The organism is Burkholderiales bacterium (assembly GCA_015075645.1).
Classification (GTDB): domain Bacteria; phylum Pseudomonadota; class Gammaproteobacteria; order Burkholderiales; family Casimicrobiaceae; genus VBCG01.
In genome coordinates, this window is record JABTUF010000007.1 from 70,222 (window position 1) to 96,307 (window position 26,086).

Genomic DNA, 26,086 nt, shown 5'->3' on the forward strand with positions numbered 1-26,086 from the left:
TCGGGCTTCAGCCTCTATGGGTCGGGCTTCAGCCTCTGTGGGTCGGGCTTCAGCCTCTGTGGGTCGGGCTTCAGCCCGACACGTACATTTCGCTGCAACCGCGTCGGCCTGAAGGCCGACCTACGTGGGGGTGGTGGGTCGGGCTTCAGCCCGACGGGGTCCGTGGCGATGCAGAAGAAATGCGTCGGCCTGAAGGCCGACCCACAAGGCCGACCCACGAAAGAAGCTTCCCGGCGCTCGATGCACCGCCACCGGAATCGCAGGCGCGACTGTCCTCTGTCTTCTGTCCTCTGACTCCTGTTCCCTGTCGTCGGGCTGGACTCCAGCCCGACGGCTTGCAGCAACATGCCCGCGAGCCTGACCATGCGGACGACAGGGGATTGCTGCCGTCCGGGCGGCTGCGAGGCGCGATGCTAGAATTCGCCGCCGCCCCGAACACCGGACATCGCGACGACCCATCCACGCATGAGCGGAGGCAGCAGGCCCGGTATCGTTCATCGCCGCACGCGCACCGTGCGCGTCGGCGGCGTCGCGATCGGCGGCGGCGCGCCGATCGTCGTCCAGTCGATGACCAACACCGACACGGCCGACGCCGCGGCGACCGCCGCGCAGGTGAAGGCGCTCGCCGACGCGGGCTCCGAACTCGTGCGCGTGACGGTCGATACGGCCGAGGCCGCCGAGGCGGTCCCGGCGATTCGCGACCGCCTCGACGCGATGGGCTGCAAGGTGCCGCTCGTCGGCGACTTCCATTTCAACGGCCACAAGCTCCTCTCGAACCGCGCCTGCGCCCAGGCGCTCGCGAAGTACCGCATCAATCCCGGCAACGTCGGCAAGGGGCAGCGCCACGACACGCAGTTCGCGACGATGATCGAGCGCGCGATCGAGCACGGCAAGCCGGTGCGCATCGGCGTCAACTGGGGGAGCCTCGACCAGGAGCTGCTCGCCGCGCTGATGGACGAGAACGCGGCCAGCGCGACACCGCGCGACGCAGCCGCCGTGATGCGCGAGGCGCTCGTGACTTCGGCGCTCAAGAGTGCCGCGCTGGCCGAGTCGATCGGCCTTCCCGGCGACCGCATCGTCCTCTCCTGCAAGGTGAGCGCGGTGCAGGACCTGATCGAGGTAACCGGCGACCTCGCGCGCCGCTGCGACTACCCGATCCACCTCGGCCTCACCGAGGCCGGGATGGGCAGCAAGGGCATCGTCGCGTCGACCGCGGCGCTCGCGGTGCTGCTGCAACAGGGCATCGGCGACACCATCCGCGTCTCGCTCACGCCCGAACCCAACGGCGACCGCACGCGCGAGGTCGTCGTCGCGCAGGAGATCCTGCAGACGATGGGACTGCGCTCGTTCGCGCCGCTGGTGTCGGCCTGTCCCGGCTGCGGCCGCACGACGAGCGTCGTGTTCCAGGAACTCGCGCAGTCGATCCAGTCGTGGCTCCGCGCGCAGATGCCCGACTGGCGGGAACGCTACCCGGGCGTCGAGACGATGACCGTCGCCGTGATGGGCTGCGTCGTCAACGGTCCCGGCGAGTCGAAGCTCGCCAACGTCGGCATCAGCCTGCCCGGCACCGGCGAGACGCCGGTCGCGCCGGTGTACGTCGACGGCCAGAAGACCGTCACGCTCAAGGGCGAGCGCATCGCCGAGGAGTTCGGCACGATCGTCGCCGACTACTTCATTGAATCATTGAAATCGGATGTATTGTCCCCACATGATGGGGTATGGAACGAATCACTTTGAGCGAAGAACATCGGGCGGATTTGCAATCTTTGACGCGCTCGCGCCACGGCAGTGCGGCGGTGGTGCGTCGGGCGCGCTGCATCTTGTTGTGGTCGGCGGGAGAGCGACGGGTGGACATCCGCGACAAACTGGCGTGCAACGACGGCTTCATTACCCGCTGGACCCGTGCCTATGCCGAACAGGGGTTGCCGGGACTGGTGTCGTACTACCCGGGACGCGCGCCGCGCCAGCCGGCCGAGAAGATCGAGGCGCGAGTGCTCAACTACACCCTCAAGCGCACGCCGCGCGACGGCTCGACGCACTGGAGCAACCGCAAGCTCGCGGCCGAGTTGGGCGACATCAGCTTCATGAGCGTGCAGCGCATCTGGCAGAAGCACGGTCTGCGTCCGCATCGGCTGCGCCGCCACATGATGTCCAACGATCCGGATTTCGAGACCAAGGCGGCCGACGTGATCGGCCTGTACCTCAACCCGCCCGAGCACGCGGCGGTGTTCAGCGTCGACGAGAAGACGGCGATCCAGGCCCTCGACCGCAAGGACCGGATGCTGCCGCTCTCCCCGGGGCGCGCCGAGAGTCACGGCTTCGAGTACAAGCGCAATGGGACGCTGAGTCTGTTCGCTGCCTTGAATACCCGCACCGGCGAGGTGATCGGCAAGACCGCCGCCCGCCACACCAGCGAGCAGTTCGTCACCTTTCTCGAAGAGATCAAGGCTTCGCAACCGGCCGACCGGGAAATCCATGTGATCTGCGATAACGTCAGCAGCCACAAGACCGAGCGGGTGCGTGCGTTCCTGCAGGCCAACCCGAATGTGCAGATGCACTACACGCCCACCTACTCGTCGTGGCTCAACCAGGTCGAGAACTGGTTCTCGCGCATCCAGCGCAGTGTCATCACCCGTGGCGTGTTCACCAGCGTCAAGGATCTCGACAAGAAAATCATGCGATTCATCCGCCAGTACAACAAGGACGCTCGGCCCATCAAGTGGAAGTACGACAATTCCAGACGTCGATATCACGCCGATTCTTCCGTTTCAGTGAACTACGTGCGCGCCACCTGGGGCGGCGAGGAACCGGCGCCGCATTTACGTCCCGAGCGCAGGACGATCGGCGTCAAGGCGATCTGACCGGCCGCATCGCGCATCGGCGCGTCGCGCCGACGCCCGGGTGGTGGAACGGTAGACACGGCGGACTTAAAATCCGCGGGCGCAAGCCGTGCAGGTTCGAGTCCTGCCCCGGGCACCATGCGATCGCGCGAGGCCGCGCGGTGTTCGCGCGTCAGGACGAAGGCGGACGGTTCGCCGCGGGCGCCGCGCCTTCGTGCGCCGGCGCGAACGTGCGCGGCGTCCACAGCACGACCGCGAGCGTGGCGACGGCGACCACCGCAAGGCCGACGTAGACCTGATGCGTGGCCGCGTGGATGGCCTGGCGCAGGTACGCTGCGGCCGCGCCCGCCGCCTCGTGGCGCTGCAGCGTCTCGACCACGGCGTCTATCCGCTGCGGCAGTTGTCCGTGCAACGCCGATGGCGCGCGCTCCAGTTCGCGCGCGATCGCGCCGTTGAAGATCGCGCCGCACAGCGCCGCGCCGAGGCTCCCGCCCAGATAGCGCGCGAACACGTTGGTTCCGGTCACGACGCCACGATCGCGCCACGTGACGGTCGACTGCACCCCGACGAGCATCGACGTCGACAGGAGCCCGAATCCGGCGCCCAGCACGACCTGGTCGAGCGTGACCAGCCAGACGTTGCCCGGATAGGGAAGCGCGAGGAACCCTGCGGTGGCAGCGAGCACAAGGACCGCGCCGCAGAGCGCGGTGTCGCGAAATCCGATCCGCAGGTAGAGCCTTCCGGAAAGCGCGGACGCCGTCGGCCAGCCCAGACTCATCGTCGCGAGCACGAAGCCCGCGGCGATCGGGCCGAGGCCCAGCACCGACTGGCCGTAGGTCGGCAGGTAGGTGCTCGGACCCATCATGACGATCCCCATCCCGACCATCGAGAGATTGGCGCAGGCGAGCGTCCGGCGGCGCCACAGCCATCCGGGCACGATGGGTTCCGCCGCGCGCCGTTCGACGGCGACGGTGGCGACGACCAGGAGCACTGCGATCGACCACGCGGCGAGGCTCGCCTCCGACCACCAGGGCCACGCCTGCCCGCTCTGCAGCAGCGCGAAGATCACGGCGCTCCCCGCGAGGAGCATGAGGGTCGCGCCGGCGTAGTCGATGCGATGACGCTGGCGCGGCGCGTGCTCGTGCAGGTACCGCGCGAGCAGCAGCAGCGCCACGGCGCCCACCGGCAGGTTGACGAGGAAGATCCAGCGCCACGACAGATACTCGGCGAACGCGCCGCCCAGGAGCGGTCCGACGATCGCGGCCACCGCCCACATGCTGGAGAGCCAGCCCTCGATCGCCGCCCGCTCGCGCACCGAGTAGAGGTCGCCCGCCAGCGTGTAGACGGTCGCGAGGATCGCGCCGGCGCCCAGGCCCTGCAGGCCGCGAAACACCACGAGCGCGGGCATGTTCCACGACAGCGCCGACGCGGCGGAGCCGGCGAGGAAGATGGCCATCCCGACCATCAGCACCGGCTTGCGTCCGAGCATGTCGGCGAGCTTGCCGTAGATCGGAATGGTGACCGTCTGCGCGAGCAGGTAGATCGAGAAGACCCAGCCGAACAGCGCGAATCCGCCGAGGTCGCCGACGATCTGCGGGATGGCGGTGGACACGATGGTCGTGTCCATCGCCGCCAGCATCATCGTCATCATCAGCGCGGCGAGGATCCATGGCCGCTCCGGACCCGGGAGCGGGTCGCTCGACGGTGCGGGCGATGCGTGCGGAGGGCATTCGGACATGCGGGAGGGCGCGTGCTTCACGGTCGTGGCGGGCGCGTCGCCGGGGCACGCAGGCGTGCGCCACGTCGAAGTCTAGCGCGGGCTCGACCACGGAACGCGGGAGCGGGCGTCCCGATCGCATGGGCTCGACCTCGAACCACCGGCCTGCGGACTGCAGCCGTTTGTATACTCGACCACTCCAGGGCCCACCTCCACGACGATGAGCGACGCGCTGACCTACCTGATGCAGGCCCGCCCGGACGCGATGGGCGCGTATTTCGCGTTCATGAAGGACGCCGGCTCGCGCCTCGACCCGAAGACGCGCAACCTGATCTCGGTCATCACCAAGGTGCACGCCCAGACCGAGAAGGGGCTGCGCCAGTACCTGAAGCGCGCGTTGCGCGAGGGCGCGACGGCCGAGGAGATCCTCGACGCGCTGCTGATCGCGTTCCCGGCGCTCGGACTCGCGAAGATCGTCTGGGCGGTCGACGTGATCCTCGCGATGGACCTGCCGGAATTCCGCCTCGCGAGAGCCCCCGCCCCCGAGGCCGCGCGTTGGCACGACATCGCGCCGATCGGCGCCGTCAAGGCCGGCACGACGCGCCTCGAATGCGACGGACGCGGCCTCTTCGTGCACCGCGATGGAGACCTCGTCAAGGTCTACGACAGCCTCTGCCCGCACGAGGCGACGAACATCCCGCACCTCGCGCTCGCCGGCACGACGCTCACCTGCCCGAAGCACCAGTGGGCGTTCGACATCGCGAGCGGCCGCTGCATCGCGAAGGGCGACCGGCCGCTCACCGAATTCCCGCATCGGGTCGAGCGGCAGCGCCTGCACGCGTACTGGTAGCGCGCCGACGCGCTGGTCGGCGCAGGGCCGCGCAAAGGCTCCGGGCGCAGCGAGGGGGTCAGCCGCGGGTCGCTCAGGTCGTCACGACGAGCACCGCTCCGGCCGCGAGCCCGACGACCCGTTCGGCCGTGCTGCCAAAATGCAGGCGGTCGTGCGCCGACGGGTCGCTGCGGCCGACGACGAGGAGGTCCGCTCCCGCCGCCGACGCCAGCGACACGATCGCCTCCGCGGGCTTGCCCACCGCGACACGGCCTTCGACGGCGGCCCCCTCGCCCGAGGCGACCGCCACCGCCGCCGACACCGCGGCCTCCGCGGCCGCGCGATCGGCCGGCGTGTCGTGCGCCGCGACCGACACCACGGTCAACGGCAATCCGGCGGCCACGGCCGCCTGCGCGGCCGCGCGCGCCACCGCGGCTCCAGCGCGCGTGCCGTCGACGCCGGCGAGCACGCGCGTCCTCCACAGCGACGCCGCACGCGGCACCATCAGCACGTCGCAGGGCGCGGACGTCCCGACCTTGCCGACCATGCCGCCGACCAGGAGGTTGGCGAGGAAGCTCACTTTGCCGCGGCGACGGATCACGATCAGATCCGCGTCGCGAGCCTTCGCTTCGGCGACGATCTCCCGCCACGGCTCCTCGCCGCGCCGCACCCGGATGTCGAGCATCACCCGCTGGCGGGTGGCTTCGGCCTCCAGCGCGGAGAGACGTTCGCGCACCTGCGACTCCCCGCGCGCGACGAGTCCGGGCGCGATCGCTTCGAGTTCGCTGTTGCTGACGATGGGCACGACGACCGCCAGCGACACGCCTCGCGCCCGCGCGAGATCGAGCGCGATGCGTTCCGCACCGGCGTCGAATTCCGTGTGCTCGGTCGCGAGGAGCGGGCGCGCGCAGGCGAGCGGCATGGCGGTCCCGTCAGTGCCGCGCCGTGAGTATCCCGGAGCCGGCCAGCAGCAGTACGAGGATCACCGCGGTGCAGAAGAACGCGTACGCGCGATCGCCCCGGCGGGCGTAGAGCGGGACCACCGCCGCGAGGCACAGGCCCGAGCAGCCGGCCAGCACGGCGATACCGGCGAGTCCGGCGAACTCGCCCTTGTGCAGGTGCGCGAACCAGGCCCAGCCGGTCGGGGTATCGGTGCGCGCGATGTACTCGGCGAGCGGCAGGCCCCACACGCGCGGCAACGTCTCGACCGGGACGTGTGATTCCAGCCAGCCCAGCATGTGCATCACGAACCCCGCGACGAGCACGAAGAATCCCGCCCTGGTCGACAGGTCGAGGACGCGCGCGTAGCGCAGTTGCTCGGAGCGCGGCGCGGCGGTCTCGTTTGTTGTCGCATCGGCCATCGCTTCCTCCGTTCACCTCAAGACCCGCCGTCGCATGCACGACGCCCGCCGGAACGCCGGGCGGCGCGCGTTCAGATGCCGAACCCCTTCAGCAGCGCCCTGCCGCCGGCGAACAGCAGCAGACCCAGCACGAGCCTGCGCACGACGACGGGCCGCATCACCGTGAGGAGCCTCGCGCCGATGCGCGCACCCAGCATCATGCCGATCACCGACGGCACGGCCACCACCGCGAGCACCGCGCCCTCGTTCAGATACACCCATGCCGCCGCCGAGTCCACCAGCGACAGGATGAATCCCGACGTGCCGGCCGAGACCTTGAGCGGAGCGCCCATCACGAGATTGAGCACCGGGACGTTGGCCCAGCCGGCGCCCAGTCCGAACATGCCCGCCAGCACGCCGATGCCGGTGAACAGCACGAGCCCCGCCGGCGTGCGATGCACCTGCCAGCGCACGACGCTCCCGTTCGCGGCGTCGCGGTAGACGCCGTGGATCGCGAGCGCCGCGGACAACCGATCGGGTGCGGGAACGTCCGGCAGTTCCGACTTCTTCGCCGTCGCCATCAGCGCGACGATCGCGAGGATCGTCAGGCCCAGCGAGACTTGCACCACCTGCGCCGGCATCGCGAGGCCGATCATCGCGCCGGCGATCGAACTCGCGGATGCCAGGAGCGCGAGCGGGAGCGCGAGACGCAGGTCGGCGAGCCCGGCGCGCAGCAGGTTGGGCCCCGCGGCCAACGCGCTCGCGAGCGCCACGAGGAGCCCCGCGCCGCGCACGAAGTCGATGTGGAACGGAAAGAAGCCGGAGACGATCGGCACGAACAGCACGCCGCCGCCGACGCCCGCGGGCACGGCCACGATGCCGAGCAGGAAGCACACGACGAAGAGCGCGAGCGGCCACACCCACCACGCGGCGTCGGCAGTGCCGGATGCGGCGAACGCCGGCGCGGCGACGCACAGCAGGACGGAAGCGACGATTCCGTTCACGCCGACGACGATCCGGCGATCGACGCCGCCGCGCGGGATTGGTGCACAATGCAGGCGCCCTCGCACCTCGTCCACGCCCATGTTCGCCCTGTTCGCGCCCGTGCACCGCCACCGCAGGTCCGACCCGATCGGTTGTTCCGACCACGCCGCGGGCGGTGCCGCATGAAGGTCTGCATCGTGTCGGACAGCCACGACCGCGCGCCCCGGCTCGCGGAGGCCGTCGCCATCGCGAAGGCCGAGGGCGCCGAGGTCGTGATCCACTGCGGCGACCTCATCGGCGGCAACACGCTGCGGCCGATGCTCGAACTCGGCCTGCCGGTGCATCTCGTCCACGGCAACAACCTGGGCGACATCCCGATGCTCTGCCGCATCGCCGCGGCATCGCAGGGCCAACTCACCTACCACGGCGCCGACGCCGACCTGAATCTCGCCGGCCGCCGAATCTTCGCGACGCATTACCCGCACTACGGCCGCGCCCTCGCCTGCACCGGCGACTACGACGTCGTCTGCTGCGGGCACTCGCACGAGGCGCTGATCGTCGAGCAGCCGAACATCGCCGGCGGCAGGACCTGGTTCGTCAATCCCGGCACCGTGGCCGGGCTCGGCGCCCCGGCCACGTGGATGCTCGGCGATCTCGCGTCGCTGACCTTCGAAATCCGCCACGGCTGACGCCCGTCGCAAGCGCACTCCCGGCCGGCGGCCCCGTTTCCCGGCGGTGGTGAGGGAGCGGTACCGCCGTGTCGTGCGGCGGGCCACCGGCCTCACCGTTCAGGAAATCCGTCGCGCCGCATGCGCGGACGGCACCGATCCCGCGGACGCCGACGCGGCGAGTCCGGCGTAGTATTCGCGCAGCACCTCGACCACCTCGGGCCGGCTGAACTCGGGGGGAACCGGCTGGCCCTCGGACATCCACTTGCGCAGTTGCGTGCCGGAGACCTGCAGCCGGTCCGCATCGCCGTGCGGGCAGGTGCGCCCGGAGGCCATGCCGCCGCACTCGTAGCACCAGAACGCGACGTCGATCTTCAGCGGACGGATCTGCAATGCACCGTCTTGCACCTCGTCGAAGATGCGGTGCGCGTCGAACGGCCCGTAGTACTTGCCCACGCCCGCGTGGTCCCGGCCGACGACCAGGTACGAGCAGCCGTAGTTCTGCCGGAACACCGCGTGCAGCAGCGCTTCCCGCGGCCCGGCGTAGCGCATGTCGAGCGGATAACCCGCCTGCACGACGGTCTTCTTCACGAAGTAGCGGTCGGCGAGCACGGCGATCGCCCTGGTCCGCACGGCGGCCGGGATGTCCCCGGGCTTGAGCGCGCCCAGCAGCGAATGCACGAGGAGGCCGTCGCAGATCTCGATCGCGATCTTGGCGAGGTACTCGTGCGACCGGTGCATCGGATTGCGCGTCTGGAACGCGGCGATCGACTTCCAGCCGAGCGACTCGAAGAGCGCGCGCGTCTGCGCGGGCGTCATGAACAATTCCGGATAGGCTTCCGCGAACCCGCCGGTCGACAGCACCTTGACCGGGCCGGCGAGGTTCACCTCCGGCTGCGCCATCACCATCGCCACGCCCGGATGCTCGGCATCGGTCGTGCGGAAGACCGCCGTGCATTCGTGCGCCTTGTCGATCGCGTACTTCTCGGCGATGCGCATCGTCGCCAGCGGCGCTCCGTCGTCGGGATCGACGAGCGCGATCTCCTGCCCGACGTCGATCGCGCCGGCGAACGCGGCATCGGCCGAGAGCGTGATCGGGATCGGCCAGAACAGGCCATCCGCCGTCGTCATGCGGTCGCACACGCCCTGCCAATCGGCGCGCGTCATGAACCCGTCGAGTGGCGTGAACCCGCCGATGCCGAGCATCACGAGATCGCCCTTCTCGCGCGAGCTGACCGTCAGTTTCGGCAGCGACGCCGCCTTCGCACGTTCCGCGGCGAGCGCCTCGCCGGTCAGGAGCCGCGGACACAGGCCGCGGCCCCCGTGGGGGTCAACCAGAGACATCGACACTTCCTCCCTGCGCGAGGCCGGGGCGCCGCGGTTCCCGCGGCGGCGGCCGTTTCGTTGGAATGCGAATGCCCGCGCGGCACGCGTGCGGGCAGGAAGACCCGATCATAGTCGACGTGGAGCGCGCCTTGACTTTCCCCGGAGCGGACGCATCTCGTCCGTCGTGGCGCCCTTTCGGGAAAAGCGGGCACGCCGGTCGCGGGCGAGCGCGCCGACCGACGTCCGGCCACGGGGGTCGTGGACCGGGGCGCTCGAGCCCTCGCGACTCCAAGGGCTCGGACCGTGCTAGTGTTGGAGCGTCGTCCCGCGGGAACCTCGGAGTTCGAGGCCGCGCAGCGCGCTCGTCCGGACGCGCGATCACGGGGACGCAGGAGACAACGGGATGGCGGAAACGCAATTCGACGCGCATCGGGGGAGGTTCGATCGGGCAGCTCCAGGCACCCCGCCGGGAAGTGCCCCGAAGGGTCTGCCGGTGCCGGGAGGCGACTCGGGCGTCGAGGCCGACACCACGCTCCTGGACGCGATCGCCCCGATGCTCGACGCGGTGGTCCACTTCGCCGGGGCCGCGGGTGGCGCGATCCGGGTGTCGAAGACCGACGCCACCGGCATGGTGCCGATCGTCGTGACCGGGCAACGTCCGGGGACGTCCGCGGGCCAGGGCGTGCTCGCGCACTGGTGCGGCCGCTGCGCTGAATCCTCCGACCCGACGAGCGCCTGCGTTCGCGAGGCACTCTGCGGCCACGACGAGCGGCTCCCGGCACGGCGACTCGAATCGGTCTGCCGTCACGTCCTCGTGGTCCCGCTGCACCACGCGGGAGCGCAGGTCGGCATGCTCGACCTGGTCTTCGACGCACCGTGCGAACTCCCGGCCGGCATGCCCGCGATGCTGCAGGCGGCCGGTGACCTCATCGGCATCTCGCTCGAGAAAGCGCGCCTGGCCGACGAGGTGCTTCGCGCGCGGCTCATGCACGAACGGCAGTGGATGGCCGGCGAGGTTCACGACGCGATCGCGCAGGGGCTGACCTACATGCGGATGAGGATGCGCCTCCTGTCCGACGCGATCCGCCAGCACGACGAACTGCGCGCGTTCAAGTACTGGGCCGACATCGACGACTCGCTCTCCAACGCGCACGAGCGCGTGCGCGAGCTGATCACGAGCTTCCGCAGCCGGATCGATCCGCAAGGGCTCGTCCACGCGCTGGGCACCCTGGCGGCGGGGTTTGACGACCGCACCGGGGTCGAGCTGTCGTTCGTGAACCGCGTGTCCGGGTTCCGGATCGCGCCCGAGCGCGAGGTCGACGTGTTCCACATCGTGCAGGAGGCCCTCGCCAACGTGACCCGGCACGCGCACGCGCGTCACGCGACCATGACGTTGGACCGCGTGGCGGGCGGCTACGCGATCGTCATCGACGACGACGGCGTGGGCCTGCCCGGGACACCTGCGACAGTGGACGAGCGCGGCCATTACGGCATCGACATCATGCGCGAGCGTGCCCTCCGGCTGGGCGGCGCGGTGTCGATCGAACCGGCGCCGGTGCGCGGCACGCGCGTCCGGCTGACCTTCCCCGCGACGAGCCCGGTGCTGCCGATGCCACCGTTCCTCGCGACGGAAACCCGGGCCGGGCGCCCCTTGCCCGAGCAGGTCGGGCGCGCGCCGGCGACGGCCGTGAACCTGGAGGAGAGTCGGACGTGACCGAACCGATCAGTGTCGTCCTGATCGACGACCATAGCCTGTGCCGCCGGGGGCTCGCCGAACTCCTCGAGCAGCGCGCGGGGATCAGGGTGTTCGGAACCGCGGGCACGGCGGACGATGCCGTGCGCCTGCTTTCGACCACGAAGCCGGATCTCGCGATCATGGACCTGCGCATGGCCCCGGTCGACGGCTTCCGGCTGCTCGCGCTCATGCGCGAGCAGGGCATCGAGACGCCGGTCGTCGTGCTGACGATGAGCGACTCGCAGGACGACCTCGCACGCGCGTTCCGCGCCGGCGTCCGCGGCTACCTGTTGAAGGACATGGATCCCGACGACGTGGTCGACGCGATCCGGCGCACCGCCCGGGGCGAGGTCGTCGTCGCCCCGACGATGGCGGTGAAGCTGGTGGACATGCTGCTGCCGGGGGAGACGAAGCCCCGCTCGCGCGAGGGCTACATCCGGCAGTTGACCGAGCGCGAGCGCGAGATCCTGCAGCACCTGTCGTCGGGCAAGAGCAACAAGGCGATCGCGCAGGCGCTGTCGATCAGTCACGACACCGTCAAGCTGCACGTGCGCCACATCCTGTCGAAGCTCGGGCTCACCTCGCGCGTCGAGGCCGCGGTGTTCGCGGTCGAACACCGGGTGGCTTCCGAGCAGGCCGACCCGTCGCACCAGGCGTCCGGTTGACGCCCCGGTGCCCGACACGTGCCCGCCACGTGTCCCGCACCGGCGGTGGTCAGCGTGTACGCGCATCGGCGCGAAACCAGTTCAGCCGGTCGCGCAGCTTCACGACGCTGCCGACGATGACGAGCGTCGGCGCCCGGAGCTTCGCGCGCGCGGTGTCTTCCGCGAGCGTCGCGAGCGTCCCGGTCACGACGCGCTGATCGCGCGTGGTGCCCTGCTGGACCACGGCGGCCGGCGTCGACGCCGGCAGGCCGTGCTCGACCAGGCGCTCGCACAGCGCGGGGAGCGCGGTCAGGCCCATGTAGACGACGATCGTCTGGCGCGGGCGTGCGAGCGCCGTCCAGTCGAGATCCATCGTGCCGTCCTTCAGGTGTCCGGTCACGAACAGGCACGCCTGAGCATGGTCGCGGTGGGTGAGCGGGATGCCCGCGTAGGCGGCCACCCCGAGCGCCGCGGTGATGCCCGGCACCACCTCGAACCGGATCCGATGGGCCGCGAGGCTGTCGATCTCCTCGCCGCCGCGGCCGAACGTGAACGGGTCGCCGCCCTTCAACCGCAGCACGCGCCGACCTTGCTGCGCGAGAGCGACGAGGAGCGCGTTGATCTCCTCCTGCCGCATCGTGTGGTTGCCGCGCTCCTTGCCCACGTACACGCGCTCGGTGGACGGCGGCAAGAGCGCGAGCACCCCGTCCGAGATCAGGTGGTCGTAGAGGGCGACTTCCGAGCGCTGCATCAGCTTCAGCGCCCGCAGCGTCAGCAACTCGGGATCGCCGGGCCCGGCTCCGACGAGGTAGACCTCGCCGGCGGGGCCCCGGGCCTTCGGCGTTGCGGCACGCGTCGCCAACGCGAAATCCGTCGCTCTCGGTCCGTCGGGCCGAGCCGCGGCCGGCAAGGCCGTCTCGGCGCGGGACCCGCTCGCGTGTTTCGCGGAACGTCGGCGCTTGCGCGCCGGTCGGTTGCCCTCAGCCATGGCCACGGCTGCCGTCTTCCGGACCGGACGCATCGTTCGGATTGATGAAGATGAAGCGGAAATCTCCCGCCTCGTACTCGACGTAATCGAGGGTCATGCCTTCGAGCAGGTCGCGCTGGTTCAGGGCGACCACGAGCGCGATGCCCTCCGACGGAACGACGACGTCGCCTTCGCGCGACTCGTCGAAACCCATCGCGTAGTGCAGCGCACCCTGCTCGTCCCGGCGCGCGGCGATGCGCAGTCCGAGTTCGTCGGCATCGGCCTTCGTCGCCGCGATCCTGATCTGCCGGGCCGCGCTCGGGGTGACGGTGATCATCGTTCCTCCCGCCGCGGGTGGCGGTACCTCGAAACGGATTCGCCCGCGCCCCGCCGCGTGATCACGGGCATCAATGCTCGCCCTTGGTGCGCAGGAGGCCCGCCAGGCGATTGCCCTGCTTCTGCGGCCCGCCGCGCGGGAACATCTCGTGCAGATGCATGTTCGATCCGCGTTCCGCGCCCCAGCGCGCGGTGAACACCTTGATCATCACGCGGACCTGCGGTTGCACGCCGTGCTCCGCCTCGTAGTCGCGCAGGAACTCGATCACCTGCCAGTGCGCGGGAGTGAGTTCGAGCCCTTCCCGCCGGGCGAGCGCGCGTGCGAACTCGGGGCTCCACTGCGACCGGTCGAGGAGATAACCCTCGCTGTCGATCGCGATGCGCCTGCCGTCGACCTCGACGAAGTGGTCGGTGGCGGCGGCGGGGGCCGTGGCGCGGGCGTGCTTCATGGCGTTCCAGTCTCCATGCAAGGGGGCAGCGCGCCCCGGTCAATCGATCAGCGCCTCGCGCCCGCGTGGCGGCGCGAAGCGGGCGGTGCCTGGGTCCCGCCGGTAACCGCTCGCGCGCACGAACGCGACGAACCGCGCGGCCCAGTCGCGATCGGGCGTCGAGCGCAGGTGCGAGAACGACGCGAGCACGTTGCCGACGACGACGCCGTCGCGCTCGCCGTCGATGCCGTGGCCGCGCACCACGCGGTAGGCGCAGCGGACCTCCGGCGACAGGTTCTCGAGCGAGGCGAAATGGAATTCGTGCGCGCGCACGGTGCGGCCGCCGCCCCCGAGGGGCCACGGGAAGTCGGAGGACTCCTCGAGCACGACGTACCCGCGGCCCACTGGCCGGTCGCGCATCACGACATCGCCCGGGATGGCCCCGACCATGCGGCAGGTCCGTCCCTCCGAAGTGATCGATCGGGCGAGGTACATGAGGCCGCCGCACTCGGCGTAGACCGGCAGTCCCGCCTCGATCGCGCCGCGGATGCGCTGGCGCAGCGCCGCGTTCGCCTCGAGCGCGAGCGCGTGACGCTCGGGAAAGCCCCCGCCGATGACGAGCGCGTCGGAGGGCGGGAGGTCGGCGTCCGCGAGCGTGTCGAACGGCACGATCGTCGCGCCGGCGGCGCGGAGCGCGTCGAGGTCGTCGGCGTAGTAGAAGCCGAACGCGCGGTCCTGCGCGATCGCGATCCTCACTTCCGGCGCGGCGGCGCTCTCGCGCGCCATGCGCGGGAATGCAGGAGCCTCCGGCGCGCGCAGGGGGCCCGCCACGGCGGCCCGCGACAGGAGCGCTTCGAGATCGACCTGCCGTCCGACCGCCTCGCCCAGGCCGGCGACGCGCCGGGGCACGTCGTCCGCCTCGTTGCCCGGCTCGAGGCCGAGATGGCGTTCGGGAATCGTCAGGCGCGGATCGTGGTGCAGCGCGCCGACCACCGAGACATCGGTGTAGTGCTCGATCACCGCCCGGAGCTTCGCCTCGTGCCGGCTGCCGCCGAGGTTGTTCAGGATCACGCCGACGATCGCGATGTCGCGGTCGAACGCCTGGTAACCCAATATCAGCGGCGCGATGCCGCGCGTCATGCCGCGCGCGTCGATGACGAGCACGACCGGCAAACCGAGCGTCTTCGCGAGCGCCGCGTTGCTGTTGCTGCCGTCGAGCGCGAGGCCGTCGTAGAGCCCCTTGTTGCCCTCGACCAGCGCGACGTCCGCGCCCGCCGAGTGCCGGCGGAAGGCCTCGACGATCTCGTCGTCGGGCGAGAGCCACGGGTCGAGATTGCGGCAGCGCCGGCCTGACGCCGCGGTGAGCCACATCGGATCGATGAAATCCGGACCCTTCTTGAACGTCTGCACCACCTTGCCGCGAGCGGTCAGCGCCGCGGCGAGGCCGGCGCTGACGGTGGTCTTGCCCGACGACTTGTGCGCCGCCGAGACCAGGAACCGGATCGGACCGCTCGCGTTCACCGGCCGGCGGGCGCCGTCGAGGGCGCCACGGGGAAGTCGTCCTGCGGCAGGAAGCGCAGCACGCGCACGCCGACGACGGTGACGAGAAACGCGACGGCGAGCCCGCCGAAGCCCAGCAGGATCTCGGGCCCACGCGGCGCGTAGTGCGCGATCGCGCCGTCGCCGAACGTGCTCGACGTGCGGTAGCCGGGGAAGATCTCGAGCGGCCAGGCCTGGCCGCCGACGATGAACACGTAGAGCAGCGCGAACGCGCCGGCGATCACGAGCAGCGCCGCCGCGACGGTGTCGCGCGTCGTGGCCCCGCTCCGCCAGAGGAGCGCGAGCGGAACCACGCTTCCCGCGACGACGTAGACGGCCCAGAACAGCGCCGGGTAGACGCCGCCGTCGACGAGGATGAAGCGCTCGAACGCGAGGTTCTTCGCGAAGTAACCGTTCACGAGGTGGCAGGCCGCGACGAGGAAGCCCACGGTCACGACGAAGAGCGCGAGCAGATGGCGCATGCGGCGCGCCGCCTCGGCGGGCAGCGAGAGACCGTTCCACGCGTACATCGTCGCCTGGACCACCAGGAACACGGCGAGCCCCCACGCGAACGACATGGCGAGGAACAGCGGGATCAGGAGCGCCGTGCCGTACGCCTGCCGCGCGACCAGGAAGGCGAAGATCGAGCCGGTGCCCGACGTCAGCACGATGCGCCAGACGAACGCGGCGATGCCGACCGGCTTCGACCACGGCGCCAGCCTGCGTTCCATCAGCGTCCACAGGTAGACCGCGACGATGGCGAACATGCCCGAGTAGAGGAACACGTTCCACGCGAACACCGAGCGGAAGTTGTAGTGCGTGGCGGCGACGACGACGCGCTCGGGACGGCCGAGGTCGAGCATCAGCACGAAGAGACCGCCGGCGAGGAGCGCGATGCACAGGAGACCCGAGAGCGGCGCGCGGGCCTTGTACACCGCGTGACCGAACACCGATCCGACCGAGGCGACGTTCAGCACTCCGGACGCGGCGACGATCATGAAGATCGCGAACACGTGCGGCATGCCCCACACCACCTGGTTGTCCATGCCGGTGATGACGTGGCCCTCGGTCTCCATCGCGTGCGCCGCGAGGAACCCGGCGAGCGCGACCGCACCTCCGACCAGTACCAGCAGCCAGTAGCCGCGGGTCTCGAAGCGCGAGAAGGCAGCCCGGCTCATCGCGTCGCGCTCCTCACAGGCCCTGGTAGCGGACGCCCGGATCGAGCTTGAGGTCGGCGCGCAGCGCCGTCGTCGGATACGTGGCGACGCGCTTCGCGATCTCGCTGTGCGGATCGTTCAGGTCGCCGAACAGGATCGCCTCGTGGCCGGTAGCCTCGCAAGCCTCGACGCAGGCCGGGATACCGCCACGGTCGATGCGGTGGACGCACAGCGTGCACGACTCGACGCAGCCCTTGCCGCGCGGCACCTCCGGGCGCTGGCCGGTGACCGGCTCGTGCACGAACGAGCGCGCCTTGTACGGACACGCCATCATGCAGTAGCGGCAGCCGATGCAGGTGTGGCGGTCGACCAGCACGATGCCGTCCGCGCGCTTGAACGAGGCGCCGGTCGGGCAGACGTCGACGCAGGGCGGATCGGCGCAATGCTGGCACATCACCGGCACCGAGCGCGTCGCGCCGCGAAGGTCCTTCAGTTCGACCTTGCGGATCCACTGTGCGGAGGTCGCGGTCTTCTCCGAGGGCAATCCGTTCTCCCGGTCGCACGCGGTCACGCAGGCGTCGCAGTCGGACGCGCAGCGGTTGAGGTCGACGAGCATCCCCCAGCGGACCTTCGACGATGCGGGCTCGTCCGGCGCGCGGCCGTGCGCGAGATCGAACAGCGTGACCCCCGGCGCGAGCGTCACGCCGGCCATCGCGGCGCCCCACGCGAGGATCTTCCGGCGCTTCTCGTCCACGCCGATCACTTCGGCCCTCCGGGATTCGCCGCCGCGCTCGCGGTGCGTGAGGGCCGGTCGGCATGACACTCGAAGCAGTCGAGCCTGACCGCGGCGTACCGGTGGCAGCCTTCGCAGAACGCCTCCTTGCTGCCGGTGACGCGCCCGGCCTCGCGGCTCGCGTGGCAGGACACGCAGTTCGCGAGACTGTGCCGCTCGGTCCGGATGCCTTCGTGGACGGTGCGATCGCGCTGGTGGACGAGGAGCCGCATGTGGTTGCGGCGCATGAACGCGGTGTCCTCGACGCACTTGCCCTCCGCCGGCGCGGACACGCCGGGCATCGGGACGCGCGTGGCCGGAGCGTCGGCGGCGAGCGCAGCGCCGGCGAACGCGGCGACCGCCGCGGCCTTCGCCACGCCGCGCCACAGCGCACCGCGTCCTGCCCGAACGCCCGCCATGCCCGCTACTCGCCCAGGCCCATCTGGATGTAGCCGGTGGGGCACACGTCCTTGCAGATATGGCAGCCGATGCACTTGTCGTAGTCGGTGTAGACGTAGCGGCCCATCGTCGCCTCCTTCTTCGGCACGCGCGCCACGGCGGTCTGCGGGCAATAGACGACGCAGTTGTCGCATTCGAAGCACTGGCCGCAGCTCATGCAGCGCTTGGCTTCCGCGACGACCTCGGCCTCGGTGAGCGCGGCGAGCCGCTCCTCGAAGTTGCCGAGCGCGCTCTCCCTGGTCAGCGTCGTGATCGCGCGGCGGTTCCGCGGCGTGTAGGTGAAGTGCCCGAGGAACAACTCGTCGTGCGGGATCACGTAGCGGTCGGAGCGATTGTCGTAGTTGTGGATCCCCACGTTCGACCGGTCGGTGCCGTGCATCGGCTCCGTCGCCTCCGAGAACGCGAGCCCGCGCTCGACCATTTTCCGCTTGAGGTCGAACGCGTGGACGTCGACCTTCGGCCGCTTCTCCTGGTCCTCGCCGCGCAAGAACCGGTCGATGCCCTCGGCGGCGATCGCGCCGTGGCCGATGGCGGTGGTGAGGAGGTGCGGCCGAATCACGTCGCCTCCCGCGAACGTGCCCGGCTTGCCGGCGACCTGGTAGTTGCGGTCGGCGGCGACGTTGCCCTTGCCGCTGTCGAACTCGGCGAGACCGGTGAAATCGACCGCCTGGCCGATCGCCGAGACGATCAGGTCGGCCGGGATGTCCTCCTCGGTGCCTTCGAGGTTCCTGATCTCGAGCTTCCCGCCGGCGAACTTCGCCTCGCAGCGCGCGACCTTGAGCGCGATCGCGCGGCCGGACGCGTCCTTCACGACCGACACCGGCGCGAGTCCGCCGCGAATCGCGATCCCCTCGGCGAGCGCCTGCTCGATCTCGTGCTTGTTCGCCTGCATCTTGTCGACACCGAACACGCTGGTCAGCACGACCTCCGCGCCCTGCTTCGCCGACACTTCGGCGACGTCGTGCGCGAGGTGGCCCGCGATCTGCAGTTCGGGGAAGTCGGTCGGCTTGGCGTTGGCGATGTGCCCGAGGCGCCGGGCCACCGTCGCGACGTCGATCGAGGTGTCGCCTCCGCCGATCACGACGACCCGCTTGCCGACGTGCCGCAGGCGCCCGTCGTTGAACGCCTTGAGGAACGCGGTCGCCGTCACGACGTTCGGCGCATCGCCTCCCGGCGCCGGCAACGGGCGGCCGGACTGAGCGCCCATGCCGAGGAACACCGCGTCGAATTCCGCGCGGATCTGGTCCATCGTCACGTCGGTGCCGACGCGGCAGCGAAGCCGCGTCTCGACGCCGAGGTCGAGGATGCGCCCGATCTCGGCGTCGAGCACCTCGCGCGGCGTCCGGAAGCCCGGGATGCCGTAGCGCATCATCCCGCCCAGGTGCTCGTGCTCGTCGAAGATCGTGACCGCGTGGCCCTTCCGCCGCAACTGGTAGGCGCACGAGAGCCCCGCCGGACCGCCGCCGATGACCGCGACTTTCTTGCCGGACGACTGCGCCGGCGCGCGGTAGGCCATGTGGTTGGCGCTCGCCCAGTCGCCGAGGAAATGTTCGACCGAGTTGATCCCGACGTGGTCCTCGACCTCGTTGCGGTTGCATCCGGTCTCGCAGGGCGCCGGGCAGACGCGCCCCATCACCGACGGGAACGGATTGGCGTCGGTCAACCTCCGCCACGCGTACTCCTGCCACGACATGGCGGGCTTGCCGTCCGCGCCCATCGGCGGCTTCTCGATCCCCCGCACGATGTTGAGGTAACCGCGGATGTCCTCTCCCGACGGACAACTCCCCTGGCAGGGCGGCGTCGACTGGATGTAGGTCGGACACTTGTGGGTCCAGCTCGCCTGGAAGATCTTGTCCCGGAAGCTCTCCCAGTTCGACTCGCCGTCGCGAAAGCGGCGGAACGAGAGCTTCGTTTCCTGCGGTGCGGTGGGATTCGACATCTGCCTTTCCTCCGATCGATGCTGCCGGCCTACGCTTTCGCGCCGAGCCGGATGGCCGTGCTCACCAGCTGGTGCACACCGCCGACCATGCCCATCTTGAATCCGTAGTACGGGAGTACCTTGGTGAACTGCGCCTTGCAGATCGCGCAGATCGTCGCCATGAAATTGACGCTCCGTCCGTCGGCCACCTGCCGCAGCGCCTCCATGCGCGGGAGCGCGCCCTTGACCCGCAGGTCGAGGAGTTCGTCGGTCAGGAGTCCGCCGCCGCCGCCGCAGCAGAAGGTCGCGTCGTGCGTCGTCCCGGGCGCCATCTCGACGTAGTGATTCGCGACCGCGCGGATGATCGCGCGCGGGATCTCGAACTGGCCGCCCGGAGCGTCGCCCATCCGCGAGGCGCGCGCGACATTGCACGAGTCGTGGAAGGTGACGACGCGGTGGTCGTTCGCCTCGCGGTCGAGCGTGAGCGCCCCGTGCGAGATCAGATCGTGCGTGACTTCGCAGATGTGCATCGGCTGCTTGTAGCGCGGGTCGAGCTGGCGCTGGAGCTTGCCCGCGAAGTCGTCGTCGCCACCCGCGCCGATGCCCGCGAGCGTGTTCCACATGCTGTAGGCGACGCGCCACGCGTGGCCGCACTCGCCCACCACGATGCGCTTGACCCCGAGCTCGAGCGCCGCCTCGCGGATGCGCAGCGCGATCGTGCGAAGCTGCTCGTAGCTGCCGATGAACAGTCCGAAGTTGCCGGCCTCGGAAGCGTGCGACGACAGCGTCCACGAGATGCCGGCCGCGTGGAAGACCTTCGCGTAGCCGATCAGGCTCTCGACGTGCGGCTCTGCGAAGAAGTCGGCCGACGGCGTGACGAGCAGGACCTCGGCGCCCTTCTGGTCGAGCGGGAAACGCACGTCGGCGCCGCTCTCCTCCTTCACGTCCTCCTCGAGACCTTCGAGCGTGTCGGCGAGCGCGGGCCCGGGCAGGCCCAGGTTGTTGCCGATCCGGTGGACCTTGCCGATGATCTCGTTGGTGTACTTCTGGCCGACACCGGCCGCGTCCATGATCTCCTTGCCGGCCATCGTGATCTCGGCGGTGTCGATGCCGTAGGGACAGAACACCGAGCAGCGCCGGCACTCGGAGCACTGGTTGTAGTACGCGTACCACTGGTCGAACACGTCCTTCGTGAGCTCGCGCGCCCCCACCAGCCGGGGGAAGAGCTTCCCGGCGAGCGTGAAGTGGCGCCGGTAGACGCTGCGCATCAGGTCCTGCCGCGCGACCGGCATGTTGAGCGGATCGCCGGTGCCGAGGAAGTAGTGGCACTTGTCGGTGCACGCTCCGCAGTGCACGCACGCGTCGAGGTACACCTTGAGCGAGCGGTACTTCCCGAGGAGTTCGCCCATCTTGCCCAGCGCGCGCTCCTGCCACCCTTCGCCGAGTTCGCCCGGGTAGCCGATCGCCTCCTGCATCTTCGCGGTCGCGGCGTACGGCTTCGACGAGGCCATCGCGCCGGGCGCGAGTTCGGGCGACACCGGAAACGGCCGCAGCGGCGGGGCCTTGACGTCGGCGGCCATCGCTAGCGGTCCGCGTCGAGCCGCGCCGCCCACGGCGCGAGGTGGCGCCGCTCGCGCGGGTCGTCGACCTGATTGCGCGTCGGCGAGAAGAACACGCCGGGCGCGTGCAGCAGCTTCGAGAACGGGAAGACGAGGAGGAGCAGCGCGACGAGCGCGAGGTGCAGCGCGATCAGCGGGTCGCCGGGGAGCGCCTGCCAGTCGAACCGGACGAGACCGAGCGCGAACGCCTTGACCGCGACGATGTCGGTGTGCACGACGAAGGTCATCGCGAGTCCCGAGAGCGCGATCGCCAGCAGCAGCGCGAGCATCAGGTGGTCGGACGGCGTCGAGATGTAGCGCACGCGCGGCACGAGGAAACGCCGCGCCCACAGTCCGGCGAGCCCGGCCGCCATCGCGACGCCGGCCCAGGTGCCGTACGGCTGGATGAACGCCACCCATGCCGGAACCGGCTCGACGAAGTAGCGCAGGTGCCGCAGCAGCACGAGCGCGAGGCCGGCGTGAAAGAGCCAGCCGAACATCCAGGTCCACAGATTGCCGCGGAACAGGCTCTCGAACAGCACCACCTCGCGCAGCATCCGCAGCGCCACGCCGCCGCGGGTGACCGGCGCCGGCGTGGTCGGGATCTTGAGCGGCGCCGGCGTGCGTGCGTAATCCCACACGCGCGTCCCGACGCCGGCCACGAACACCACAGCGGCGACGGAAAGCAGGATGGCGAGGAACGTGGCCGTCATCGGCACCGGAGGTCGGCGGTCGTCGACCCGCGCGCGGTGGCGCCTCCCGGCCGCGTCAGACGCAACCGGTCGGCTTCGGCAGGCCGGCGATCTTGCACGCCTGCTTCGCCGGGCCGTACGGGAACAGCTCGTACAGGTAGGCGCTGTTGCCCTTCTCGGGTCCGAGCTGCTTGCCGATCGCCTTGGTCAGCACGCGGACCGCCGGCGCGACCTGGTATTCGTCGTAGTACTTGCGCAGGAAGTTGACGACCTCCCAGTGGTTTTGCGACATGTCGACGTTCTCGGTCGCCGCGATGTGGTTCGCGACGTCCTCGCTCCAGTCGGCGAGGTTGACGAGATAGCCCTCCTCGTCGGTCTCGTAGCTCTTGCCGTTCACTTCGATCATGGGCATGGCGCTCTCCTTCTTGCGGGTGCGGGGGGAAGTCGGTGCGTAAGGCTCAAAGCCAGGATTGGCAGTTCCGATGTTCGACGACGAGATCGACGAAGCCGCCGTAGTCGACGGTCGCGACGCCGTCGACCAGCCGGTCGGCCACGGCGCGCGCCTCGGCGTCGGGCAGCAGCACGTAGACCTTGTGGCGCTTCGCCGCTTCGGCGATGCGCGCAGCCGCCGCGCCGCCGCGCGCGGCGGCGTAGACGGCGTCCTCGATCAGCAGGATCGCGCCCGGCTCCGCGATCCGCAGGCACGCCTCGAGCGACGGGCGCTCGAGCGGCGACTTGTTGACGATGTGGAGCACGCGATCCTCCGGATCAGAACGAGAGGACGACGTCCTGCTCGTCCATCAGCTTGCCCATCTCGGCCGACGACAGCACGGTCACCTCGACGATCAGGTCTTCTTCGGCGAGCCCGCGCGCCTCGAGCGACTCGCGCTCGACGTAGAGCTTCTCGACGTCGTAGCCTTCGAGCGCGCGGTAGGTGGGCGAGAAGTTCTTGATCCCGATCCCCTTGGTCTGCTGGCCGCGCTTCAACTGCCAGACGCCGTCGTCGACGAACGCCAGCGACACGTCCTGGTCGAACGCCGCCGAGATCAGCACGACCTCCAGCGATTCGAGCGCGTAGATCGTGCCGTAGGGCGCGCTGCGGTTGACGAACATGAACTTCTTGGCGACGCCTTCGGTCATGACGGGACCCTCGCGGAACGACGCTGGCGGTGGCGCGGGCCGCCGCGGACGGCCCGTCGCTCCGGACGGTCTCGCGCCCCGGCGCTAATCACCGAAGACCACCATCCGGTCCGACTGGATGCCCGACTCGACGAGCTGCCCGAGCCCCGAGATCCGGAACCCCGGCGCGAGGTTCTCGTCCCGGATGCCCCGGCGGAGCGCGGCCGCGACGCAGACGACGAGGTCGATGCCGTGCTCGGCGGCGAGCTTCGACCAGCGCGAGACGATGTTGCGGTCGTCCTGCGGCGGCTCGGTCAGCCGCGACGCGTTGTTCACGCCGTCGTGGTAGAAGAACACGCGGTGGATCTCGTGCCCCTTCGCGAGGGCTGCCTGGCAGAACTGGTAGGCGGAGTCGCCGGCCTGGTGCTGGTACGGGCCTTCGTTGACGAGGATGCCGAACTTCATGCGCGGGCCCCGCGGTCAGAACCGGATGTGGGCCGACGCGTTCAGGTTCACGCGCGCGCCGCGCCAGTCGTCGATCAGATACTTGGTGAACGGGAGCCCGGTCTTCTCGAAGAACCGCGGCCAGCCGATGCGCTCGACCCAGTCGGACAGCCGCTCCCACGGCCGCGCGTCGTCCTTGTAGGTGTAGAGGATCTTCTTCACGATCTCGGAGACCTCGGGCCAGCGCGGCGGGTTGTTGGGAATTCCCGCGGCGACCATCTTCATGAACGTCGGCTTCGCCCGTGCGTTGCTGTTCTTGCCCCCGACCCAGATCGCGAACTTCGAGTGCTCGGGATCGTTGATCTGCATCGGCGGGCACGGCGGGTAGCACGCGCCGCAGCAGATGCACTTCTTCTCGTCGACCTCGAGCGAGGGCTTGCCGTTGACGAGCGCCGGACGGATCGCGGCGACCGGGCAGCGGGCGACGACGGCCGGGCGCTCGCAGACGTTCGCCACGAGATCGTGGTTGATCTTCGGCGGCTTCGTGTGCTGGATGATGATCGCGATGTCGGCCTGGCCGCCGCAGTTGATCTCGCAGCACGACGTGGACAGGTGGACGCGGTTGGGCATCTCCTCGCGCCGGAACTCGTCGATCAGCTCGTCCATCAGCGCCTTGACCGCGCCCGAGGCGTCGGTGCCCGGGATGTCGCAGTGCAGCCAGCCCTGCGTGTGCGCGATCATCGACACCGAGTTGCCGGTGCCGCCGACCGGGAAGCCGTTCCGCTCGAGCTCGGCCACCAGCGGGGCGACCTTCGCCTCCGAGGACACCATGAACTCGATGTTCGACCGGATGGTGAACCGCACGTGGCTCTCGGCGAACCGATCGGCGATGTCGCAGAGCTTGCGGATCGTGTGGACGTCCATCTGCCGCTGGGTGCCGGCGCGCACGCTCCACACTTCGTCGCCCGAGTGCGCGACGTGGTGCAGCACGCCCGGGCGCGGCCGGTCGTGGTACTTCCAGTCGCCGTAGTTCTTCTTGAGCAGCGGGTGCAGGAACTGCTGGTTGTCGGGGACGCCGCTCTCGATCGCGCGTCTCATCTGCGGTTGTGCCATGGGGCTCTCCTCACGCGACCTTCTTCGACGCCTTCATCTTCGCGACCTCCTCGTCCCAGCCGTCGGTGCGGACGTAGGGGTTGGTGCGCGGCGCGCTCACCATGTTCGGGTCGATCGGGATGTCGACCGCCTCGAGGAAGTTGACGATGCCGATCCGCTCGATCATCTCGCCGGTGCGCTCGTGCTCGAGCGCGTTCTCGGCGAAGAAGTCGATGATCTTCTGGCCGAGCTCGATCAGCTTCTCGCGATCCTCGTCGGTCTCGAGCTTCATGAACGGCACGACGACCGTCCCCATGAGGTCGCCGATCTTCAGCGTGCGCTTGCCGCCCACGAGGATCGTCGCGCCCTTGTCCTTGCCGGGAGCGAGCGCCCCGGTCATCACGTTGATGCAGTGCATGCAGCGCACGCAATCGCGGTTCTCGATCTCGAGGCCGTGCGTGTCGGACACGGCGACGGTCGACACCGAGTCGCCCGGCTTCAGGTCCCTGATTTCCTTCAGGCGGATGGTCTTGGTCGGGCAGCGCGCGACGACGTCGTTCACGAGTTCGTTCATGCCGTGCTTCGCGAACCACTTGCGCGCGAGCGCCTCGTCGGTGCGGATGTTGTCGCGCCAGGTGCCGATGATCGCCATGTCGGCGCGCTGGATCGAGTTCATGCAGTCGTTCGGGCAGCCGCTGAACTTGAACTTGAACTTGTAGGGCAGCGACGGCCGGTGGATGTCGTCGAGGAAGGTATTGATCACCGCACGGTGGGCGCGCGCCTCGTCGTAGCAGGACTGCTCGCAGCGGGCCGCTCCGACGCAGGACATCGCGGTCCGCACCGCGGGACCGGCGCCGCCGAGGTCGAAGCCGAGTTCGTTGATCGCGTCGAAGGCCGGCTGCACGTTCTCGCTGGTCGCGCCCTGGAACATGATGTCGCCGGACTGGCCGTGGAACGCGATGAGCCCCGAGCCGTGCTGCTCCCAGATGTCGGCCATCTTGCGCAGCACGTCGGTGTTGTAGTGCATCCCGGCCGGCGGCATCACGCGCAGCGTGTGGAACTCGGCCGCGGCGGGAAACATCGGCTTGCCGGTCTCGTCCTTCGCCTCGGTGAACCGGGGGATCACGCCGCCGCCGTAGCCGTACACGCCGACGGTGCCGCCCTTCCAGTACCCCTTGCGGGTGACGTACGAGTGCTCGAGCTGGCCGAGCAGGTCGACCACGTAGTCCTTGTCCTGCGCGAGCCGCTTCAATCCGGTCACGAAGCTCGGCCACGGGCCGGGCTCCAGCGCGTCGAGATTCGGGGTGGGGTGCATCGGCTTTGCCATGTTCTCGCCTCCTCGCTTGTACGGCCACGCGACACTGCACGGGCGCCGGATCGTCCGCCATGCTACGGACGGCCGGTCGCCGCCGCCACTGCTCCGGCCGGCTATCCCTGAATAAGCCGAAAGGAGGAATCTGGAAACTACCCGGATGGGTAGGG

The 26,086-nt window shown here is 69.9% G+C and carries 26 protein-coding genes, 1 tRNA gene and 1 pseudogene; 7 read left to right on the forward strand and 21 right to left on the reverse strand.

Annotated elements, in window-relative coordinates; all coding sequences use genetic code 11:
- Positions 1 to 465: 465 nt before the first annotated feature.
- The 3 genes and pseudogenes from ispG to HS109_18055 all read left to right on the forward strand — a co-directional run bounded on the left by ispG (position 466) and on the right by HS109_18055 (position 2,979).
- Complete coding sequence (ispG, locus tag HS109_18045; protein MBE7524269.1) at positions 466 to 1,737, forward strand: flavodoxin-dependent (E)-4-hydroxy-3-methylbut-2-enyl-diphosphate synthase; 1,272 nt, start codon at positions 466 to 468, stop codon at positions 1,735 to 1,737.
- Positions 1,719 to 2,735, forward strand: a pseudogene (locus HS109_18050) (IS630 family transposase). Before ispG ends, HS109_18050 begins: the two are co-directional and overlap by 19 nt.
- Positions 2,736 to 2,895: 160 nt before the next feature.
- Positions 2,896 to 2,979, forward strand: a tRNA-Leu gene (locus HS109_18055).
- Between the two features lie 33 nt (positions 2,980 to 3,012).
- On the opposite strand, the gene HS109_18060 is transcribed toward HS109_18055, so the two are convergent.
- Positions 3,013 to 4,578, reverse strand: a complete 1,566-nt coding sequence (locus tag HS109_18060; GenBank protein MBE7524270.1) for an MFS transporter — start codon at positions 4,576 to 4,578, stop codon at positions 3,013 to 3,015.
- A 199-nt stretch (positions 4,579 to 4,777) separates the two neighbouring features.
- On the opposite strand from HS109_18060, the gene HS109_18065 reads away from it, so the two are divergent.
- On the forward strand, positions 4,778 to 5,407 hold the full coding sequence (locus tag HS109_18065) for a carboxymuconolactone decarboxylase family protein (protein MBE7524271.1): 630 nt from the start codon (positions 4,778 to 4,780) through the stop codon (positions 5,405 to 5,407).
- 73 nt (positions 5,408 to 5,480) lie between these two features.
- Here the strand turns inward: HS109_18065 and HS109_18070 are convergent, their stop codons facing one another.
- The 3 genes from HS109_18070 to HS109_18080 all read right to left on the reverse strand — a co-directional run bounded on the left by HS109_18070 (position 5,481) and on the right by HS109_18080 (position 7,811).
- Positions 5,481 to 6,308 carry a universal stress protein gene (locus tag HS109_18070; protein ID MBE7524272.1) on the reverse strand — a complete coding sequence of 276 codons (828 nt, stop codon included), beginning with the start codon at positions 6,306 to 6,308 and terminating at the stop codon, positions 5,481 to 5,483.
- 10 nt (positions 6,309 to 6,318) lie between these two features.
- On the reverse strand, positions 6,319 to 6,747 hold the full coding sequence (locus HS109_18075; GenBank protein ID MBE7524273.1) for a hypothetical protein: 429 nt from the start codon (positions 6,745 to 6,747) through the stop codon (positions 6,319 to 6,321).
- Positions 6,748 to 6,818: 71 nt separating this feature from the next.
- Complete coding sequence (locus HS109_18080; GenBank protein ID MBE7524274.1) at positions 6,819 to 7,811, reverse strand: sulfite exporter TauE/SafE family protein; 993 nt, start codon at positions 7,809 to 7,811, stop codon at positions 6,819 to 6,821.
- Positions 7,812 to 7,892: 81 nt separating this feature from the next.
- On the opposite strand from HS109_18080, the gene HS109_18085 reads away from it, so the two are divergent.
- The gene (locus HS109_18085) at positions 7,893 to 8,399 is read left to right on the forward strand and encodes a metallophosphoesterase family protein (protein ID MBE7524275.1); all 507 of its coding nucleotides are present in this window, start codon (positions 7,893 to 7,895) and stop codon (positions 8,397 to 8,399) included.
- A gap of 99 nt (positions 8,400 to 8,498) precedes the next feature.
- On the opposite strand, the gene sat is transcribed toward HS109_18085, so the two are convergent.
- Positions 8,499 to 9,722: a sulfate adenylyltransferase gene (sat, locus tag HS109_18090; GenBank protein ID MBE7524276.1), complete on the reverse strand. Its 1,224-nt coding sequence runs from the start codon at positions 9,720 to 9,722 to the stop codon at positions 8,499 to 8,501.
- A 475-nt stretch (positions 9,723 to 10,197) separates the two neighbouring features.
- Between sat and HS109_18095 the strand changes: the two genes are divergently transcribed.
- A complete protein-coding gene (locus tag HS109_18095) occupies positions 10,198 to 11,418 on the forward strand; it encodes a hypothetical protein (GenBank protein MBE7524277.1) in 1,221 nt (406 codons plus the stop codon).
- A complete protein-coding gene (locus tag HS109_18100; protein MBE7524278.1) occupies positions 11,415 to 12,104 on the forward strand; it encodes a response regulator in 690 nt (229 codons plus the stop codon). The genes HS109_18095 and HS109_18100 overlap by 4 nt, the downstream gene beginning before the upstream one ends.
- A gap of 49 nt (positions 12,105 to 12,153) precedes the next feature.
- Here HS109_18100 and cobA read toward each other — a convergent pair whose 3' ends face one another.
- From cobA to dsrA, 16 genes are all read right to left on the reverse strand, one after another.
- Positions 12,154 to 13,104: a uroporphyrinogen-III C-methyltransferase gene (gene cobA / locus HS109_18105; protein ID MBE7524279.1), complete on the reverse strand. Its 951-nt coding sequence runs from the start codon at positions 13,102 to 13,104 to the stop codon at positions 12,154 to 12,156.
- A complete protein-coding gene (locus tag HS109_18110; protein MBE7524280.1) occupies positions 13,064 to 13,387 on the reverse strand; it encodes a hypothetical protein in 324 nt (107 codons plus the stop codon). Before HS109_18110 ends, cobA begins: the two co-directional genes overlap by 41 nt.
- Positions 13,388 to 13,457: 70 nt before the next feature.
- Positions 13,458 to 13,835: a TusE/DsrC/DsvC family sulfur relay protein gene (locus HS109_18115; GenBank protein MBE7524281.1), complete on the reverse strand. Its 378-nt coding sequence runs from the start codon at positions 13,833 to 13,835 to the stop codon at positions 13,458 to 13,460.
- A gap of 39 nt (positions 13,836 to 13,874) precedes the next feature.
- Positions 13,875 to 15,317 carry a cobyrinate a,c-diamide synthase gene (locus HS109_18120; protein ID MBE7524282.1) on the reverse strand — a complete coding sequence of 481 codons (1,443 nt, stop codon included), beginning with the start codon at positions 15,315 to 15,317 and terminating at the stop codon, positions 13,875 to 13,877.
- Positions 15,318 to 15,331: 14 nt separating this feature from the next.
- Positions 15,332 to 16,531, reverse strand: coding sequence for a polysulfide reductase NrfD (gene nrfD / locus HS109_18125; protein ID MBE7524283.1), 1,200 nt, complete (start codon positions 16,529 to 16,531; stop codon positions 15,332 to 15,334).
- 13 nt (positions 16,532 to 16,544) lie between these two features.
- Complete coding sequence (locus HS109_18130) at positions 16,545 to 17,222, reverse strand: 4Fe-4S dicluster domain-containing protein (protein ID MBE7524284.1); 678 nt, start codon at positions 17,220 to 17,222, stop codon at positions 16,545 to 16,547.
- Between the two features lie 47 nt (positions 17,223 to 17,269).
- Positions 17,270 to 17,701: a hypothetical protein gene (locus HS109_18135; GenBank protein ID MBE7524285.1), complete on the reverse strand. Its 432-nt coding sequence runs from the start codon at positions 17,699 to 17,701 to the stop codon at positions 17,270 to 17,272.
- A gap of 5 nt (positions 17,702 to 17,706) precedes the next feature.
- Positions 17,707 to 19,680, reverse strand: coding sequence for an NAD(P)-binding protein (locus tag HS109_18140; GenBank protein ID MBE7524286.1), 1,974 nt, complete (start codon positions 19,678 to 19,680; stop codon positions 17,707 to 17,709).
- A 29-nt stretch (positions 19,681 to 19,709) separates the two neighbouring features.
- Complete coding sequence (locus tag HS109_18145; protein MBE7524287.1) at positions 19,710 to 21,239, reverse strand: (Fe-S)-binding protein; 1,530 nt, start codon at positions 21,237 to 21,239, stop codon at positions 19,710 to 19,712.
- Positions 21,240 to 21,241: 2 nt separating this feature from the next.
- The gene (locus HS109_18150; protein MBE7524288.1) at positions 21,242 to 21,970 is read right to left on the reverse strand and encodes a respiratory nitrate reductase subunit gamma; all 729 of its coding nucleotides are present in this window, start codon (positions 21,968 to 21,970) and stop codon (positions 21,242 to 21,244) included.
- 55 nt (positions 21,971 to 22,025) lie between these two features.
- Positions 22,026 to 22,361: a TusE/DsrC/DsvC family sulfur relay protein gene (locus HS109_18155; GenBank protein ID MBE7524289.1), complete on the reverse strand. Its 336-nt coding sequence runs from the start codon at positions 22,359 to 22,361 to the stop codon at positions 22,026 to 22,028.
- A gap of 46 nt (positions 22,362 to 22,407) precedes the next feature.
- Positions 22,408 to 22,704 carry a sulfurtransferase complex subunit TusB gene (gene dsrH, locus HS109_18160; GenBank protein ID MBE7524290.1) on the reverse strand — a complete coding sequence of 99 codons (297 nt, stop codon included), beginning with the start codon at positions 22,702 to 22,704 and terminating at the stop codon, positions 22,408 to 22,410.
- A gap of 13 nt (positions 22,705 to 22,717) precedes the next feature.
- On the reverse strand, positions 22,718 to 23,089 hold the full coding sequence (gene tusC, locus HS109_18165) for a sulfurtransferase complex subunit TusC (protein ID MBE7524291.1): 372 nt from the start codon (positions 23,087 to 23,089) through the stop codon (positions 22,718 to 22,720).
- Positions 23,090 to 23,173: 84 nt separating this feature from the next.
- Entirely contained in the window at positions 23,174 to 23,533 is a 360-nt protein-coding gene (tusD, locus tag HS109_18170) for a sulfurtransferase complex subunit TusD (protein ID MBE7524292.1), read from the reverse strand.
- 15 nt (positions 23,534 to 23,548) lie between these two features.
- Positions 23,549 to 24,625, reverse strand: coding sequence for a dissimilatory-type sulfite reductase subunit beta (dsrB, locus tag HS109_18175; protein ID MBE7524293.1), 1,077 nt, complete (start codon positions 24,623 to 24,625; stop codon positions 23,549 to 23,551).
- 10 nt (positions 24,626 to 24,635) lie between these two features.
- On the reverse strand, positions 24,636 to 25,931 hold the full coding sequence (gene dsrA, locus HS109_18180) for a dissimilatory-type sulfite reductase subunit alpha (protein MBE7524294.1): 1,296 nt from the start codon (positions 25,929 to 25,931) through the stop codon (positions 24,636 to 24,638).
- Between the last annotated feature and the right edge of the window lie 155 nt (positions 25,932 to 26,086).